Annotated in this window: 13 protein-coding genes and 2 tRNA genes; 4 read left to right on the top strand and 11 right to left on the bottom strand. The window is 45.4% G+C overall.

What is annotated here, in order from left to right; translation table 11 throughout:
- Positions 1 to 60: 60 nt before the first annotated feature.
- The 6 genes from AB4486_RS12865 to AB4486_RS12890 form a co-directional block, all read right to left on the bottom strand.
- Positions 61 to 1,248, bottom strand: a complete 1,188-nt coding sequence (locus AB4486_RS12865; protein ID WP_102333476.1) for a DUF1501 domain-containing protein — start codon at positions 1,246 to 1,248, stop codon at positions 61 to 63.
- 8 nt (positions 1,249 to 1,256) lie between these two features.
- The gene (locus AB4486_RS12870; protein WP_017081500.1) at positions 1,257 to 2,618 is read right to left on the bottom strand and encodes a DUF1800 family protein; all 1,362 of its coding nucleotides are present in this window, start codon (positions 2,616 to 2,618) and stop codon (positions 1,257 to 1,259) included.
- Positions 2,619 to 2,758: 140 nt separating this feature from the next.
- Positions 2,759 to 3,190 (bottom strand): GNAT family N-acetyltransferase, encoded by a 432-nt coding sequence (locus AB4486_RS12875; RefSeq protein ID WP_017058964.1) that lies wholly within the window; start codon positions 3,188 to 3,190, stop codon positions 2,759 to 2,761.
- Positions 3,191 to 3,282: 92 nt separating this feature from the next.
- A complete protein-coding gene (locus AB4486_RS12880) occupies positions 3,283 to 3,777 on the bottom strand; it encodes a GNAT family N-acetyltransferase (RefSeq protein ID WP_017058965.1) in 495 nt (164 codons plus the stop codon).
- Between the two features lie 71 nt (positions 3,778 to 3,848).
- On the bottom strand, positions 3,849 to 4,187 hold the full coding sequence (locus AB4486_RS12885; protein WP_004731484.1) for a zinc ribbon domain-containing protein YjdM: 339 nt from the start codon (positions 4,185 to 4,187) through the stop codon (positions 3,849 to 3,851).
- 178 nt (positions 4,188 to 4,365) lie between these two features.
- Positions 4,366 to 5,529, bottom strand: a complete 1,164-nt coding sequence (locus AB4486_RS12890) for a threonine/serine exporter family protein (protein WP_004731486.1) — start codon at positions 5,527 to 5,529, stop codon at positions 4,366 to 4,368.
- A gap of 523 nt (positions 5,530 to 6,052) precedes the next feature.
- Between AB4486_RS12890 and AB4486_RS12895 the strand changes: the two genes are divergently transcribed.
- The 3 genes from AB4486_RS12895 (at position 6,053) to AB4486_RS12905 (ending at position 6,837) form a co-directional block, all read left to right on the top strand.
- Positions 6,053 to 6,127, top strand: a tRNA-Gly gene (locus AB4486_RS12895).
- 38 nt (positions 6,128 to 6,165) lie between these two features.
- Positions 6,166 to 6,240: transfer RNA gene (locus tag AB4486_RS12900), tRNA-Gly, on the top strand.
- Positions 6,241 to 6,579: 339 nt separating this feature from the next.
- Complete coding sequence (locus tag AB4486_RS12905; RefSeq protein ID WP_372117315.1) at positions 6,580 to 6,837, top strand: hypothetical protein; 258 nt, start codon at positions 6,580 to 6,582, stop codon at positions 6,835 to 6,837.
- 126 nt (positions 6,838 to 6,963) lie between these two features.
- Here the strand turns inward: AB4486_RS12905 and AB4486_RS12910 are convergent, their stop codons facing one another.
- The 5 genes from AB4486_RS12910 to AB4486_RS12930 form a co-directional block, all read right to left on the bottom strand.
- Positions 6,964 to 7,503 carry a cupredoxin family protein gene (locus AB4486_RS12910; protein WP_017059274.1) on the bottom strand — a complete coding sequence of 180 codons (540 nt, stop codon included), beginning with the start codon at positions 7,501 to 7,503 and terminating at the stop codon, positions 6,964 to 6,966.
- 103 nt (positions 7,504 to 7,606) lie between these two features.
- A complete protein-coding gene (locus AB4486_RS12915; protein WP_372117316.1) occupies positions 7,607 to 10,750 on the bottom strand; it encodes an efflux RND transporter permease subunit in 3,144 nt (1,047 codons plus the stop codon).
- The gene (locus AB4486_RS12920; protein ID WP_372117317.1) at positions 10,747 to 12,489 is read right to left on the bottom strand and encodes an efflux RND transporter periplasmic adaptor subunit; all 1,743 of its coding nucleotides are present in this window, start codon (positions 12,487 to 12,489) and stop codon (positions 10,747 to 10,749) included. Before AB4486_RS12920 ends, AB4486_RS12915 begins: the two co-directional genes overlap by 4 nt.
- Positions 12,490 to 12,500: 11 nt before the next feature.
- On the bottom strand, positions 12,501 to 13,943 hold the full coding sequence (locus AB4486_RS12925) for a TolC family protein (RefSeq protein WP_372117320.1): 1,443 nt from the start codon (positions 13,941 to 13,943) through the stop codon (positions 12,501 to 12,503).
- Positions 13,944 to 14,042: 99 nt separating this feature from the next.
- On the bottom strand, positions 14,043 to 14,507 hold the full coding sequence (locus tag AB4486_RS12930; protein WP_371725610.1) for a hypothetical protein: 465 nt from the start codon (positions 14,505 to 14,507) through the stop codon (positions 14,043 to 14,045).
- 233 nt (positions 14,508 to 14,740) lie between these two features.
- Between AB4486_RS12930 and AB4486_RS12935 the strand changes: the two genes are divergently transcribed.
- A partial coding sequence (locus AB4486_RS12935; protein ID WP_372117318.1) for a VCBS domain-containing protein occupies positions 14,741 to 17,283 on the top strand: 2,543 nt, incomplete at its 3' end.

Raw genomic sequence — 17,283 nt, forward strand, 5'->3', positions numbered from 1 at the left:
GTCACAAATAGAGAGCGATTCAAACGACTGAATCGCATCTAACTGGGTCTTGGTAAAACTCTAAACAAGATTCATCGGTCTAATATCGGCACTATCAGGGAAGATAGCGTTGAGTTGTTTCACTTCTATCGATAAATGTCGGTTGAGCACACCCTTGATAACCGAACGCATATCAGTCGTTGGACTAAGGTCTCGGCCTTCATATAGCTGGCTTTGGCTCAAGCCCGGCCAATTGGTAATAACCTTACCACCCGCTCCTTTCAACGATGGCAGCGCACCACCCGCAACAAACATGACGTTGCCAGTGCCATGGTCGGTGCCTTTGGTGCCGTTTTCTTTTGCTGTTCGACCAAATTCACTGGCCGCGATGATCACTGTCTTCTGCCAACGATCACCTAGTGAAGCTTTGAGAGCCGCTAACCCAACATCCAAAGTTTTAAGCTGATTACTCAACCGTCCATTTACGTTGCCTTGATTGGCGTGAGTGTCCCACCCACCGAGTTCTAACGCTGCGATGTTTGGTCCGTTATCAGCCGACAATATGTCGCCTGTTTTACCCATCAATGATTTAAACTGTTTGCCGACACCTTGGTCGCCTACCAGTTGATCTATCTTCATGACACTTTCAAAGTTTGAAGACAGCATTTGGTCACTTTGAAACAACTCTTCCAGCAGTTCCGTTTGTTTATCACGTGTTTTTAAGCGGTTTGGGTACCAACTTGCAACGGTCGATTCGCCCTGCATGATGAGTGGTAAGCCCGAATCAATCGCTATTCCATCGTATTTTTCTGAGCTCAACGTGAGTAAACGGTTAATCCACCCTACGGTGTTAAACGGGTCGGAAGTGCCATTCTCCAATATCTTCTGTCCATCAAAATGTGAGCGCTCGCGATAAGCGGTTGAACAAGCGTGTACAAAGCTGAGTTCGTTACTCTCATACCATTGATGGCATTGCTTTAGGGATGGGTGAAGCCCAAAGAAATCATCCAACTTCACTAGCTGTTCAGGTTTTAATCCGATGTTGGGTCTCAAATTAGAGTAATCCGGATCGGCATGCGGCACTACAACATTTAAACCATCCATCGCGCCACGCAGTGATACCCAAATGAAGATATTGTCTGAACCTGTTTTGGCAAAGCTTGGAAATGGCAGCATCGCACTGACGCCAACAGCCGCCGCAATACCCATGAACTGGCGGCGGTTAATACTATGTGGCGCTTTATTCTGAGAACAATCTGACTTTTTCATACCCACTCCTAACGATATTGAAACTGCGGACTTAGCCACAACAGGGAAAGTTGCATTGCAGCGCTGTCGGCTTTGTTCAATACAATTTGGGTGTGTTCATCAATAGCATCGCCATATAAACCCGCGATCACTTTATCCACTACCGCTTTCGGCTTAACTCCTGACGCTTTAGCCGATTTTATTGCAGCAGACGCAAGCCTATTCGCAACTTGCATACGTTGAGTCAACGCCGAAGGGCTATTGTAGTCTCTGTCTTGATCCGACCAGCCTGCAGGTGAACCCGGTTTAAAAGGAGGCTGCCCTAAATTGTTGAGTGCATTGAATGCCTGTTTCTCGTTTAAAGAAATATCGGCACTACGAAGAACGGCAAACAGCCACTCCTTCGGCGGTCTAAAACGATTAGGGTTAGGTTTACTCGCCTCAGCGCTGTTCAATAACAAGCGATAGATAGGCAGTAAATCTCCCTCGCCTTTCAGATATTCAGCAACCATTTGCTCTGAGAGTTCTTTAGATATGTCGCCAATGAAATGCTGGCAAAGCTTATCAACCAAGTGCGCAGCAGTGTCTTTGTGGGTCGCTAAGGTTTTTAAACACGACTCTCCTTGCGAGACCCCGGATTGAGAATAGGACTTTCCAAGCAGTGTGATACTTCCTGGCTCATGCAGATTATTAGCGAATCGAAAACCAGCATCAGGAGATTTGAATTTAATGCCCCAGCCTGAAATGCCTTTTGCTAAAGCAATAACATCTTGCTGAGTATAAGAACCGTCAACGCCAAGAGTGTGGAGTTCTAAGATCTCACGAGCGAGGTTCTCATTGAGCCCCTTATTACGGCGCTTTCCGACTTTTGAATTGGGACCAATCGAGAGTTGATTATCGAGATACAGAAGCATCGCAGGATGTTTAGAAGAAGCCATCAGCATCTCGCCAAAGTTACCATTCCAATGCTGGCGAACCACATCGTTTTCAATGCTGGCGGCCAAGGGCATCAGTTTTCGATTATCGACCGAGATGGCGAAGTGATTGCTCCAAAACTGAATGATGCGCTCTTGAAAACCATAAGGAGTTTCAACACTTTGTAGGTGGCGAGCTTGAGCTTGTTGTCGATACTGCGTTCGAAGAAAAGACTGCGCTTCTTTCTTCGTGGCTTGCATCTGTTGTTCGTCACCCTTGGCCTTCATTCGTTGTACACGATTCTCTCCTACTTTAATCAGAGTAGATTCAGTACTCGGTAAGTCTTGTATAGCTTGGTGAACGAATGGCTTTTTATCCAACTGTTCTACAGGAGAATAATAGGTTGTTTGACCTAGTTTTGGCCCAAAGCCAAACCTTTGTTCACCCACGATTTTTGAAGTCGGGTAATAATTCATTGCACACTCCCTTACGCTCGATCTTTTCTAAGTGTAATCGCTTAGTCATCAAGCATAGGGAGCTTTACAAGGTTTTACGTTAGATAAGTGTCAGGTGCCTATCAAGTTACCGACACGGTGTGATCATTTTGAATGAGTGTCTATTTACGCCACATATAGACAAACTGCTCGTTCTGAGAGGTGATTTCAAAGCCAAACCTCAAGTACAACTCCCCAACTCGATTACCTTTTAGGTAACAAAGTTCGACGGGTTTATTGAGGCTGTCAGCCTTAGTTAAGCAATCTTTCAGTACTTGGCTACCAATGCCCTTTCCATGATAATCAGGCAGTAAGAAGAATCGGCAAAAATAGAAGTGTTCGCCTTTGTCTTGCAACAACACACTGCCAATCGCCTTGCCTTGATATTCAATGATTTCAGGTCGTTCTTCTGCCCACTCTTCGGCGTGTATATCTCGTTGAATTTGCTCATCCCAGCCAAATACGGCTTTGATCGGTTCAAACTCAGCGGCTTTCTTGAGCTCAAACAGAAATTCATAATCTGATGACTGAGCCGGTCTTGTTGAATACTTCAAAATACCTCCAACAATAATTGGCTATGGTTTCATTTTCGTTTAAGCCGGAATTCAGAGCCCCAGACACAACCAAAAATGCCACGCTTAAATGTTCATTTTGGTTCTAGTTGGTAACGTAAGACTTCGTGTTTATCTTGCTCTGAATAAAAGGTATTCAGGAATTGTCCACCGCACTTCTCTATCACCTTTTGCGAAGCAATATTGCCCCTCTCACACGTAATAATAGCGCTTTCGGTCAATACGTGTCGTTGAACCCAAGACAACATATGACTTGCGATACCCCGCCCTCTGGCTTGTGGCAAAGTCTCGTAGCCGATATGTCCGATGACATCGTGAATGTACGGACTGGTGCCATGACGAACTCTTATCACTCCAAGAATACGTCCAGACTCGAAACAAAAATAAGTAGAAGCAGGCGTCCACCCTTCTGGCAAACCCCCACCTTTTGAATAAGCAATTCGTCTTTCTAAATAGGCATCACTGCCATCAGAAATGCCCGTGTAAATATCTAACCCATCTTCAACACAGGCGTTCACATAGTGATGAAAGGCAGTTGAATGCGAAAGAGCAGCTTTAACCATGTCCATATGATGTTAATTCTCCGCCGGTTTTACGCTATTTAGTTCAGTAGCAACTCGCAATTTTGACCGATTATCGACTATTGCTTCTTAACGTACTTCGCCGTAACCAACATTTCACCGCCACCATCCAACTTGCAATCTAGCTGGTGATCTTTGCCTTCGTTGATGCGTCGAATCACGGCTTTAGTGCCGATTTTCAGTACGCTAGAACTGCCTTTAATTTTTAGATCTTTAATGAAGGTAACTTTATCGCCACTTTCCAATACAACGCCATTTACGTCCTTAACACGCGCGGCTTCTCTTTCTAAACGCTCTTCTTCTGGATTCCACTCATAGGCACACTCAGGGCAGATTAGGTTGTTTTGGTCTGGGTAGACATATTCAGATTGGCATTGCGGACAAGGAGGTAAGGACATACGTTAATACTTCATTTAAATAGAATTTGTTCCATTTTAATGGCTCTTGTCAGGCTTAGCGAGCATAAATCTAACAAGTTTTACGGAGAGCTAATTGTCTTAAAAAAGAGCAGTACCTAAAACGAACAAACACAGCCGCTAAGCTGTGTTTGTTTAAAGGTTTGAAAAGCGGAACGGCTTAACGTTCGACTTTTGGTGAGTAAATCGAGTAAGCGGTGATTTGCCCTGCCACGATTGCAGAGAACATGAATAACGCCGACAAACCAATACTCGGGATAGGCAGAATCGATTGTTCAAACACCGATTGGCTGGCACTCACTAATACTCGGCTACCCGGAACCAAGATGATGATCCCTTGCACGATATAAATAGAGCCCGTGAGCTCCATCTTTTTAGCAATCCAAGTTCCGTACAAAGTAATAAGAACCGTCGTAACCCAAGTACCGACAACCCAACCACTATCAAAACCTAGATAGAACGGGCCCCACATACCGAGAACCGCTACTGGTAAACCAAGTAAGATGTCTTTAGGTCGCGCATTGAACATCACACCGATAGAAACAGAGATCAGCACCAAGCCAGATATGTGCATCCACATCGGTACCGCATTGGTATAGTCGATGGAGACCGCTTGTCCCCATATCGCTTCACCGATGTTGAGCCCCATGATAATCCCTACAAACAGCTTAATCAGGGTTAAGGCGCTCTGCCCTAGCAAGCTGGTACCAGAAACCAAGTCATTAAACGCCAAACATTCTAATGCGTTGGCTATGGATAAACCGGGGACAAACAAGACAATCGAGGCGATACACAACGCCCACACAGGAATCGGTAAACCTGTGCTTGCCAAAAACGCCACGAAAATACCGGTTAGCAGTGCCGAGATGAATTCAACCGCGATAGCACGACGTGAATGAAGAACTTGCTGACATACCCAAACCATCAAACCCAATAACGCAGAAAATCCAACCGCTTCCAACGTACTGCCCACCAGCATCAAATACGCAGGCGGAATACCCATATTGGCAAGTGCCGTCACAAATTTAGAGTAACCGACAGGCTCTGGTACAGGCTCACTACTCGGTTGGTTAATACGAATGATCGTATTGGCCAACAAACTCAGATTAATCGACGCAGGCTTTAGACGCTTAAGAATAACGGCGTTGTTATCGTCTGGAAATTGATAGTTAATCGCAGTTGGCGTAGCTTGGATCATCACATCAACACCATGCTTTTTTGCATAGAATTGAGTGTATTTCTCTAGCTTGTAAGGAGCACAACCACTGCGGTGAAGAGTGTCACCAATTTCAACAATTTTGTTAATTCGGAACTGAGAAGGCATGGGTATTTTAGGGGAGACAAAATGTGCGGCAAATGTACCAAACGATAGACGGAATGACGAGACTTTTGCGTAAATTATCAACTGAACTCGTTACTTTTTTCTGCAAAGGCTTAGAAGTCTCTATAACTCTACTCATTTGGGATTAGTTTACTGAATGTTTTGACCGACTAATAAGTTAAATTTATGCATTCAGATTGTTATTAATGGACGCCAAAACACGATTAAAAATCAGTTTATGTTAACACTCCAAATTCCTTAATTTGTATGGGTTTTATGACAAGCTAACACCAACAAACTGGTTTATAAATCAAACCGAATTTGTCACAGAAATAGCGGGGGATTTTCCATTGTTTCTCGCCCTCCGTTTAACGAGAGTTTAGTCACATTTTATTCACTCTGAAAACGCCGAACATGATTGAAAAACTAGCGGAGTGGTGGTTATGCGAGCACTTAGAATAAAAATGAAAGAAAAAGGTTTCGTTTTCAGTTAGATGTGGCATTATCACTCTCGTTAAGACGATGTGCGTACATCGTATAATGGCTATTACCTCAGCCTTCCAAGCTGATGATGCGGGTTCGATTCCCGCTGTACGCTCCAGTCTTCTTGATGCCTCAGTCTTACTCTTAAGACAGTGTGCGTGCATCGTATAATGGCTATTACCTCAGCCTTCCAAGCTGATGATGCGGGTTCGATTCCCGCTGCACGCTCCAACTTCTCCTTAAGCTCCATGACGTGCTTTCTTCCAGCGATACCCTATTCAAAAACTTTCTCCGTTCGATAAATCCATAGTCATTAAATCTATAGTCATTAAATCTATACTGATTTAACTTATTTTGTTTAAGCTTAGACTGACGAATCAACGCTAATTGACCAACCAAAGCTATTAACTCCTTAAATCGCTTCGTATTTCTGACACCTATCCAAATCACACATTGCAGTTCAGCTTTTAATGATTTTCAAAATTATTCCAATTTAATAATCTTGGTCAATATCTGCAAAAACAGTTGTGGTAATGTGCGCGCATTAGCAACAACCAAAAATAATTAAAAATGTTTAAAAGCAATGAGTTAACAATCAATACCGAAGCAATCAATGTCGCACTGTCAAAAGTTGAAAATGCCAATAAAATTCAGCTAGATACATTGAAAGGTTATGTGAACAGCGAACCTGAACAGGCTGTACTGGCTTTTCGATCGCTGAATGAAGCAGAATCAATCGATGACAAGTTTAAAAAGATCATGGCAGAGCTACCGCACCTGAGCGGCGAGGCACACCACCTGCTTGAAACTTCTATCTTGCTACAGTGATTCTAACTACAGATAAGCCTCAGCGAATCCCTCACAGCAAAGCGCTTTAGGTATAAGTTAAGACTTATCTTTAATTTTCTAGCCCTCATTGAATTTCTAATTCAACAAAGCGCTATTGATTAACGTCTAAAGCGTTAACGACTTCACCATACCCGCTTCAGCGTGACCAGGGATATTGCACGCTAACTCTACGTTATTATCACCATGGAAATGCCACAGCAATTGCTTCGCTTTACCCGGCTTAACTGTAACTGTGCTGCCCAAGTCATGAGCGTGATTACCCATGTTTTTCATCATTTCACGGTGCTCTAGCTGCTCTGAAGCAGAACCAATCGAAAATTCGTGATCAATCTTGCCTGTGTTCATCACAACGAACTGCACCACGTCGTTCGGCTCAATATCAACCTTGTTCTTAAATGTGATTTTCATATCGTCACTTAGCAGAACATGAACCACTTTATCCGGCTTTGCGCCTGTCGCAGGCATACCCACTTCAGACATGCCTTCCATATTCATCATCGAATGGTCCATCTTTCCATCCTTCATCATGCTGTGATCCATTTTTGAATGATCCATCTCTCCATTTTTCATCATTGAGTGAGCCATTTCAGCAAAAGCCGTTGCAGTGGTCAGTGTTAGAGCGATAGCAATTAGTGTCTTTTTCATGGTCGTTCCTTAGATTAATTCTGTTTTATGTTAGTTTCACATGTTCATGTGGTGCGCCCTTACCTACTCCGGTCTCGCAAGTAAGGGCTTTATAGTCAGTGCGTTATTTACTTGTCTCGTTTTGGCTCTGAGTAATCTCTCGCTGTTTCCAGAGCTTAAAGATTGCAGGCAACACTAATAGGGTGAGCAACAGGGCAGACGCCATACCGCCTATCATTGGTGCTGCGATTCGTTGCATCACTTCTGAGCCCGTACCCTCGCCATACATGATTGGAATGAGGCCGATAATCACCGTAAGTACCGTCATCATCACAGGGCGGACACGCAGTCCTGCCCCTTCACGGATCGCATCCGTTAAGTCTTTACTCTGAAGTGCTTGCTGGTTCTCTTCTGCATCCAACTTTTTGTAGTGCCAAGCTTGGTTTAGGTAGACCAACATGATCACACCTATCTCAACAGCAACCCCGGCGAGGGCAATGAAGCCCACCCCCACTGCAATGGAGAAGTTGTAATTGAGGATATGCATCAGCCATAGGCCGCCAACCATTGCGAGTGGCAATGTCAGCATGATCATCATCACCTCACCGACACGGCGGAAGCTGAGGTAGAGCAACAACATGATGATGGCGATGGTGATTGGCACAACGACACTTAAACGTTCTTTGGCGCGCTCCATGTATTCGTATTGACCAGACCATGCCAGTGAATAACCAGCAGGCAAGACGATTTGATCTGTAACGACTTTTTGCGCCTCTGCCACGTAAGAACCAAGGTCGCGCCCTTCGATATCAACGAACACCCAACCATTAGGACGCGCGTTCTCCGTTTTAATCATCGGAGGGCCATCTTCGTAACGAATATCTGCTACGTCCGATAGAGCGATGCGAGCTCCATTTGGTGTTACTAACGGTAAGTTCTGCAGCTTGACGACAGAGTCACGATAGCTTTGTGGATAACGGACATTGATTGGGTAACGCTCTAGTCCCTCAACGGTTTCGCCCACATTCATGCCACCAACCGCAGTCGAGATAACCTGTTGCACTTCTTTAATGCTTAAGCCATATCGCGCAGCAGAACGACGTTTGATGTCTATCGTGACATAACGACCACCCGCAACACGCTCGGCGTATACAGAAGCTGTACCACTAACGTTGTTAAGAATAGGTTCAAGTTGAGAGCCAATATCCTCTATCACGCTCAGATCTGGGCCAGCGATTTTGATACCAATTGGCGTTTTGATACCGGTCGCTAACATGTCGATACGCGTTTTGATTGGCATGACCCAAGCGTTGGTCAAACCGGGGAATTGAATCAGTTCATCAAACTCTTTTCGTAGCGACTCAGTGGTGACACCGTCACGCCATTCATCTCGCGGCTTAAGCTGAATCACGGTTTCAATCATGGTCAGTGGCGCAGGATCGGTTGCTGTCTCTGCTCGGCCAATTTTGCCCCACGTGGTTTCGACTTCTGGAATGGTTTTGATGAGCTTGTTGGTTTGTTGCAACAACTCACGCGCTTTACCAATTGAAATACCCGGATATGTAGTTGGCATGTACATCAAATCCCCTTCGTCCAAAGGAGGGATGAACTCGCTACCAAGCTTACTGGTTGGGTAATAAGCAGACGCCATTAAGCCAAGTGCGATAACAATCATCACCTTTGGATATTTTAGGCTGAGGTTCAGAAGCGGCTTGTACATCGCCACTAGGCTGCGGTTTACTGGGTTTTTGTGTTCAGGTAGCACGTTGCCACGAATGAAGTAACCCATTAGCACAGGCACAAGCGTGATAGCCAAACCGGCTGCAGCGGCCATTGCATACGTCTTGGTAAACGCAAGTGGCGAGAACATCTTGCCCTCTTGCCCTTCTAGCGCGAACACAGGCACAAAACTCAAGGTAATGATAATCAGAGAGAAGAACAGCGGTGCGCCAACTTCTTCTGCTGCCTTACCAATCACCTGCCAACGGTTTTTGTCAGTGAGCGGAGTCCGTTCAATGTGTTTATGAACGTTCTCGATCATCACGATGGCACCATCCACCATGGCGCCAATCGCAATCGCTATACCGCCAAGAGACATGATATTGGCGTTAATACCCTGCCAATGCATCACAATGAATGCACCCAAGATACCAACAGGCAGGCTTAGTGCGATAACCAGTGATGAGCGGATATGGAACAAGAACAACGCACACACCACGGCGACCACGATGAACTCTTCAGCCAGCTTCTTCCAAAGGTTTTCAACGGCTGAATCAATCAAAGTCGAACGGTCATAAGTCGCGACAATCTCAACACCATCAGGCAAGCCAGCTTGCAGTTCAGCGAGTTTGGATTTAACCGAGTCGATCACTTCACTGGCATTTTCACCAAAGCGCATCACGATAACGCCGCCAACCGCCTCGCCCTCACCATTGAGTTCCGAGATACCACGACGCATTTGTGGGCCAAGGTTAATGTCAGCAATGTCACCTAATAGCAGCGGAGTACCTTTGTCTGTCACTTTTAACGGCAAAGATTGAATGTCTTCGATGCTTGTCAGGTAACCCGTGGTGCGAACCATGTGTTCGGCTTCGGCAATCTCAACAACAGACGCTCCTGTTTCTTGATTACCATCTTGGATTGCCTTGTTGACTTGCTGAAGCGTCAGGTCATATGCACGTAACTTGGCAGGATCAATCTGTACTTGGTACTGCTTCACCATGCCGCCAACGGTCGCAACTTCAGACACGCCTTCTACAGTTTGCAATTCATACTTCAAGAACCAATCTTGCAAACTACGAAGTTCCGCTAAGTCATGCTGACCGGTTTTATCTTGCAACACGTAGCTGTAAACCCAGCCCACACCGGTTGCATCTGGCCCTAGTGTTGGCTTGGCACTCGATGGCAAGTTAGGTGCAACTTGGCTTAAGTACTCCAACACTCGTGAACGCGCCCAGTACATATCGGTATCGTCATTGAAGATGATATAGACATAGGAATCACCAAAGAACGAGTAGCCACGAACTGTTTCAGCACCCGGTACAGCTAACATGGCGGTGGTCAATGGATAGGTAACCTGATCCTCGACCACTTGTGGGGCTTGCCCCGGATAACTGGTTTTGATGATCACCTGAACATCTGACAAATCAGGAATGGCATCGACAGGTGTATTTTTAACGCTGTATAAGCCGCCAAATACGATGGCTACAGTAGCAACCAACACTAAGAAGCGGTTGCTAATAGACCAGCGAATGATTGCATTGATCATAGTTCGCCCTCACCCGTGCTATTCGTCGGTTCGAGAGATTTGAGCACATAATCAGAACCTTGCTTTGCCACTAGAAACCGAATGGTTTGACCCTCGGCAAACTCAGATAAATCAAGGTCATCACTGGCTTGGAAATTCATTTCACCCGCTTTCCAATTCCACTCAGGGACTGGCTGATGTTTTACAGTGATCATGCCAAAATCTGCCATCAACATGGTAATGTCACCCGTTACCCAAACTTCGCCGGCGATCTTGTGTTTGTTGACCTTGTAATCAACAACCTCGTATTGCCCTGACTCTGTCTTTCTCATCTCAAAGTCAATTGCCTTACCACGTTGCACGTCACTCATGTCCAAGCCTTCCACAAAGGTGAAATTCATCACCATGCCCGGCCAATCCCATTCTGGAACAGGCTGATGGTTAATCGTCACCATACGGCTGCCTTGCATAACATCGGAAATTTCACCGTTTGCCCATACGGTTTCCGCTTCTTCCTCAACACCATTGATGCGTGACAGATCAGCTGATTGGCTCGATTCAGAATCCAACATGAAGTGTGCAGAAGTGACAATACTCTCACCTTGCTCTAGCCCTTGAAGCACCTCTATTTTTTCGCCAGCTTCACGACCAACCTCAATACGAGCAGAGCGATACTTGCCAGAACCTTCTGACATCACCACTCGAGTCATACCACCGGAGTGAATCACCGAAGATCTTGGGATAGTAAGAACCGCTTCATCACTAATGGGTTTCAGCGCAATATTTGCAAACATATTTGGCTTAAGCTCGCCATTTGGATTGGAGAACTTCAAACGAACGCGCAAGGTTCGAGTTTTTGGGTCAAGGATTGGGTACACGTAATCGACATTACCCAACCACTCTTTGCCGGGAATGGCATCTAGCGTCATCACCGCATTGCTGCCTGACGAGATCCAGTGCGCTTGACGCTCAAACACCTCAGCATCAACCCATACTTCGCCTAATGGGCCAGCACTGATCACCGCTTGTGCAGGTGAAAGGTAACCACCTTCTCGGATATTCAAACTTGCGATGACACCATCGGCTGGCGCTTTGACTTCAATGGTTTGTGAGGCTTTGCCTTTGCGCGTAATAGCGCGGATTTGAGTCTTATCAACACCCAAGGTAATTAAGCGTTCAGTCGAGCCCTTGATCAAACCTTTACGACCCGTTTTATAAGCACTGATCAACTCTTCTTGTGCTTTAACAAGCTCTGGAGAATAGAGTGTGAAAAGTACATCACCTTTGTTTACCTTCTCACCCACTGCGTTGATGTAGAGCTTCTCAACCCAACCAGCTGCTCTTACGTTGGTTTGCCACAATGTACTTTCATCGAACGCCACATAACCCACGGTTTCAATGCGCGGTGATAGCGCTTCTCGTGTGACTTGTGCGGTTTTCACGCCAAGGTTATTTTCCACGGAAGAATCAATAAACACGGTTCCGGGCTTATCTTTAGCTCCGCCGTTCACATCGTCTGCATACACAGGGATAAGATCCATCCCCATTGGCGACTGGCCCGGCTTATCACGCTGATAATTTGGGTCCATCGGAGCTACCCAATACAAAGGCTCATCCTTGGTTTGTTTACTTACTTCGGCGCCTGTACTCGTTGCCATTGCTGACATGTTATGTGCTGACCCAACGACAAAGTGATTCACACCAAAACCCAATGCACCACCGACCAATAAAGCGATTGTTGCTACTTTTACTGAACTCATTGTCTATTCCCTTATTGATTGGCTGTGTGTTTAGTTGCGCTTGAATTGAGTTGTGGTTGGTTTACTTGGTATTCAAAGCCACTGACTAACGCCGCCAGTTTGCTGTTAACGATGTTGAGATCGGTGATCAAACGTTGTTGCTCTAACTTAAGCGCCAGCTCATCGGTCGTTGCTAAAATGACATCGTTAAACTGAGCGGTATTGTTTTGATAGCCCCTTTCAACCGCGCTGATTCGTGCTGCGGTTTGAGGAAGCAAGGACGTTTGATAGCGATCTAATCGCTGGATCAGATTTGATCTGTCCACCAGCAATGCGTTCACTTGCGCGTTCATTTGGGAAAGTAAGGTGTCTTTTTGAGATTTGGCCGCACCAACTTGATACTGAGCAGCCGATAAGTTCTTATCTTGTCGGCTCCCTGTAAACAGCGGGATGTCGACTGTCAGATAAGCACTCACCAGGTCAGAAGCAGGTTCACCCGCCATGTTATTGGCTTGACGGTGTGCATACATCACTTCCACCCCAAACTGCGGGGTATAAGCTTGCTCGGCTAACTCGACCTGAGTTTGATTGGAGGAAATACTGACATCGGAGATCTTAACCAAAGGATGGTCAGTCAGTAGCTGGTAGTGCTTGGTTGAATCGATATTGGTCGCTAATTTGCTTTCCAACAACGACCAATCGATTTGGTTAGTTGCATTCAGTGTGCCCTGAGAATCAAGAACCTGAGAGCCTAGCCAATCAGAACCCAACCATTCAGAAAGCTGAGAGATTAGACGACGCTGAACCTGCTGGTTTGCCTGAAGTTTCTCATCAAGCTTACTCACTTGAAGCTGAGCGTTAAGCAGATCTTGCGCTTCACTTTTACCAATCGAGTAATTGGTTTGTACATAGTTTTCAAGCTCAACCAACAAACGACGATTTTGACGAATCACCGACTCAGCCTTTTGCTGATAACCTAACTTAAGCCAAAGCTGCGTCATGCTATTCGCAACCGTCAATTCTCTTGCTTGCACCTGCAAAGCTAAAGCATCAGCCTGTTGGCCTGCCTTTTTTTGTTGAAGGTTAAGCGTATCGCCACGCTCAAACTGCTGCATCAACCCTACCGATATATTGGTCATCGGGTCTTCGTCGAATTGAAAACTATCGACAGGCAAACCGCCAAATCCAACTTTTAATTTAGGATCCATTAAGGTCGAGCTGGCAATGCCCGTTTCTCGCATCGCTTGAGACTGAGCAAAGTACTGTTTGCGATTTCCATCTTCGCTTAAAGCAATCTCAATCAGTGTATTGAGTTGCTGCGTCGAGCTTGCTTGGTCATGTGCTGAAATGTGTTGAGCATTTGAAGCTGACGCCGTGGTAGCCGCGAGCGTAGCACTTGAAAACAAGGCCATAGGCAAGGTAGCAACAACCACTAAGCTCGTGTTCATGACAAACACAGAGGTTGTTGGTTTCATATTCACAATGAATGTCCATATCTAACGCTAATTAGCGCATAAAAAAGAATGGCTTATCAGATTTATCTAACTGATAGAGCTGTATTTTTAGATATAGATTTATGCGGAAGGTGGGCGTAGCAAAGATTGAGCGCGTGCGACTTTCTGGCCAATCGTGACCGATTGAAAACGAGCTAATGAAAAGGAAAGTTGATCAACGGCTTGAACAGCCTGAATTGGATAGGGACTTGCAGAACACATTGAGGCACAGCAATCGACACTCGAACAATGGTTACCCATCATCGAGCTACCGTCTTCGCTCATTGAAGACATATCGCATTGAGCCATCAAAGCATGGGCACTCATGTTAGAGTCTTCAGCGTGTACTTCTTCACTCATCACATGACACCCTGCCATTGATTCATTAACCGAAGTATCGCTGTGGTAACAAGCCGACTTGCTCGACCCCATTTCCATCATCATTACTTCAGTCATCAAGGCTGAGGAGCTTGAGGCATAGCTAGACATCAACATCGCAATGATGCTGAAAACAATAATCCAAGTTTTTCGGAATGTGTTTGTCATAGCTTACCTTTGAATTTACAACGCAACTATAAACGTTCCCCTTAGGGTAAGGTCAATGCCATTGTGCCGATATTTACCTGACCGTTGAAAAAGTATTCATCCTCTCTTTCATCAAAATGAGATAATTCTTCGACTTTGCAGTTTTTTCTTTAAAAATTATCCAATTAGCTAGCGAAACCTCTATCTGTGTATTTTACTTAAGATAGTGCAACCACGATTCACGGATGATAAAAATGGCTAACAAAAAAAACGTCGAAGCAAACAAGAAAAATACAGAAATCAAAAATAAGAAAAGTAACAAGCTAGAACAAAAGAAACCAACACAAAAAAAGAAGCGCAGACTGCATTCACATCTAAAAGTGAATATCCCACTTTTTCAGTCACTCATGATGATTTTGCCATCATTGGCTAAACACGCTGCTGCAGAAAGTATAGACAATTCCAGCGACGCTGCAGATCAAGTAACCGCAAATAACGTGACCGAAAAAGATGTCACCGATGACCATAGCAAGGCGGACTCATCAGCGGTTGCTCTCCAAGAAGCTCAGACGAGTGACAGCGACGTAAACTCCACCTTAAGTGCAAGTCATGCCGCCCATGGTTCGAGCTCTCACTTGGTTCCTTCTCATCATTTGTCGACGCTTTCTCACCCGCAAGTCCATTACATTCCTTCGGTATCGATGCCGACTATCTCCTCAGGGAGTAACGGTCAGCCGACTCATTCGAATGCGTCTACGACGCCCGCTTTACCTGTCACTTTTATGCCAGAAGTCATAAAAGGTACCTACGGAGAGCTTCATGTTGATGCAAATGGTCAATACACATTCGTATTGAATCCAAATTCTCCTCAATACATCCTGTTAAACCAGCACCAACCAGGTACTGATCATTTTGCGTTACATCTATCTAACGGCTCGAGCATCATTGTTCAGATACCGGTAACAGGTAAGCAAGACACGCCAAATATTTCTGGAGACTTAACAGGTGTGGTAACAGAAGATCACAATATTGATTCACAAGGCTTGTTACATGCGAACGGCAAAATCGATGTCATAGACCCTGACCAAAATGAAAGTTCGGTTACGCCGGAAGTTATCTCAGGTAAATATGGTTCATTAACTATCGATGCTGATGGACATTGGCAGTATCAAGTTGATAACTCGCTCTCTAATGTTCAAGCTTTAACCGCAGCCACTTCACTGCATGAAAGTTTCACAATTCACACCAAAGATGGCACACCGCAAACCATCGATATGACGATTGGCGGGAACGACGACAATGCAGTAATTACGGGTGTGGATACTGGCACGTTAACTGAAGATTTAACGACACAAGTTCAAGGGCAGCTTTCGGTCACGGACTCTGATCTTGGAGAGGACCACTTTCAAGCCTCACAAGTGACTAGTAATTTCGGTACGCTAAGCATCACCAAAGACGGTGCGTGGACATACAGTTTAGACAACAATAACCCAGTAGTTCAAAGACTTGGCCAAGGTTCAACTGCGACAGACATCGTCACTGTTCACTCAGCTGATGGCACAGCGCATCAAATCACTATTACCGTTAATGGCACTAATGATACTGCTGTGATTGCAGGCACCAATACCGGTGCGGTAACTGAAGAGTCTCAACTTCAAACAACGGGCTCATTAACTATTAGCGACACCGATACCAATGAAGCGCACTTCTCGAATACAGACATTGTTGGTTCATTAGGCACCCTACATCTTAAAGATAACGGTGATTGGACCTATGATTTAGACAATCAAAATCCGACCGTGCAAGCATTAGCGCAAGGCAAAACGGCAACCGACACCATCACCGTTCACTCTGCCGATGGCACGCCACATCAAGTTACTATTACTGTAAATGGTACTAATGATACTGCTGTTATTGCAGGCACCAATACCGGTGCGGTAACGAAAGAGTCACAACTGCAAACCTCGGGAACACTCACCATCACCGATACAGACAAAGGTGAAGCCCACTTCTCAAATACCGATATCGCAGGTCAATTAGGTACCCTACATCTTAAAGATAACGGTGATTGGACCTATGATTTAGACAATACAAACCCAACCGTGCAAGCGTTAGCGCAAGGTTCAAAAACCACTGACATCATCACCGTTCATTCTGCCGATGGCACGCCACATCAAGTTACTATTACCGTCAATGGGACAAATAATGCGGCTATTATTGGCGGCGTTGATACTGGTTCAATAACCGAAAACAGCGCGGGTGTCGACATGTCACCCGACTATGCTCACTCAGGCATCGCCACACTTGGCAATACAACACTCTATGCTGATGGCAAGCTGACCATCACAGACCCCGATGTAGGCGAGTCAGGATTTGAACGCCAAGGCAGCAATGGTTACGACTATCACGGCACCTATGGCGATCTAATCTTACTCACCGATGGCACCTGGCATTACCATGCCGATGCTGGGCATCTATCAGGTATAGGTGCTAGACCCACAACGCGTGGCACTGCAATTGACCAACTTGGTGAAGGGCAAAGCTTAACCGATACGATTACAGTCCATTCAAAAGATGGTACAACACACGATATTGTCATCACCATTCACGGCAGTAACGACAGACCTTACTGTTCATCTGAAGTGGTGCTTGCAAATGGCAGTGAAGATACACGCCAAACCTTAACCACCGCGCAACTATTAGCGAATACCGTCGATGTGGATGCCAATGACGCCGGTAAACTAACCATTGAAAACCTGCATGCTGACCATGGCTCTATTCTAAACAATGCCGATGG

It is taken from the genome of Vibrio sp. 10N.222.55.C6, from assembly GCF_041473395.1.
Classification (GTDB): Bacteria; Pseudomonadota; Gammaproteobacteria; order Enterobacterales; family Vibrionaceae; genus Vibrio; species Vibrio crassostreae_C.

Excerpts from the sequence above, each read along its gene's own strand:
- AB4486_RS12865 (WP_102333476.1), bottom strand. The coding sequence starts at position 1,248 with ATGAAAAAGTCAGATTGTTCTCAGAATAAAGCGCCACATAGTATTAAC.
- AB4486_RS12870 (WP_017081500.1), bottom strand. The coding sequence starts at position 2,618 with ATGAATTATTACCCGACTTCAAAAATCGTGGGTGAACAAAGGTTTGGC.
- AB4486_RS12880 (WP_017058965.1), bottom strand. The coding sequence starts at position 3,777 with ATGGACATGGTTAAAGCTGCTCTTTCGCATTCAACTGCCTTTCATCAC.
- AB4486_RS12885 (WP_004731484.1), bottom strand. The coding sequence starts at position 4,187 with ATGTCCTTACCTCCTTGTCCGCAATGCCAATCTGAATATGTCTACCCA.
- AB4486_RS12890 (WP_004731486.1), bottom strand. The coding sequence starts at position 5,529 with ATGCCTTCTCAGTTCCGAATTAACAAAATTGTTGAAATTGGTGACACT.
- AB4486_RS12905 (WP_372117315.1), top strand. The coding sequence starts at position 6,580 with ATGTTTAAAAGCAATGAGTTAACAATCAATACCGAAGCAATCAATGTC.
- AB4486_RS12910 (WP_017059274.1), bottom strand. The coding sequence starts at position 7,503 with ATGAAAAAGACACTAATTGCTATCGCTCTAACACTGACCACTGCAACG.
- AB4486_RS12915 (WP_372117316.1), bottom strand. The coding sequence starts at position 10,750 with ATGATCAATGCAATCATTCGCTGGTCTATTAGCAACCGCTTCTTAGTG.
- AB4486_RS12920 (WP_372117317.1), bottom strand. The coding sequence starts at position 12,489 with ATGAGTTCAGTAAAAGTAGCAACAATCGCTTTATTGGTCGGTGGTGCA.
- AB4486_RS12925 (WP_372117320.1), bottom strand. The coding sequence starts at position 13,943 with ATGAAACCAACAACCTCTGTGTTTGTCATGAACACGAGCTTAGTGGTT.
- AB4486_RS12930 (WP_371725610.1), bottom strand. The coding sequence starts at position 14,507 with ATGACAAACACATTCCGAAAAACTTGGATTATTGTTTTCAGCATCATT.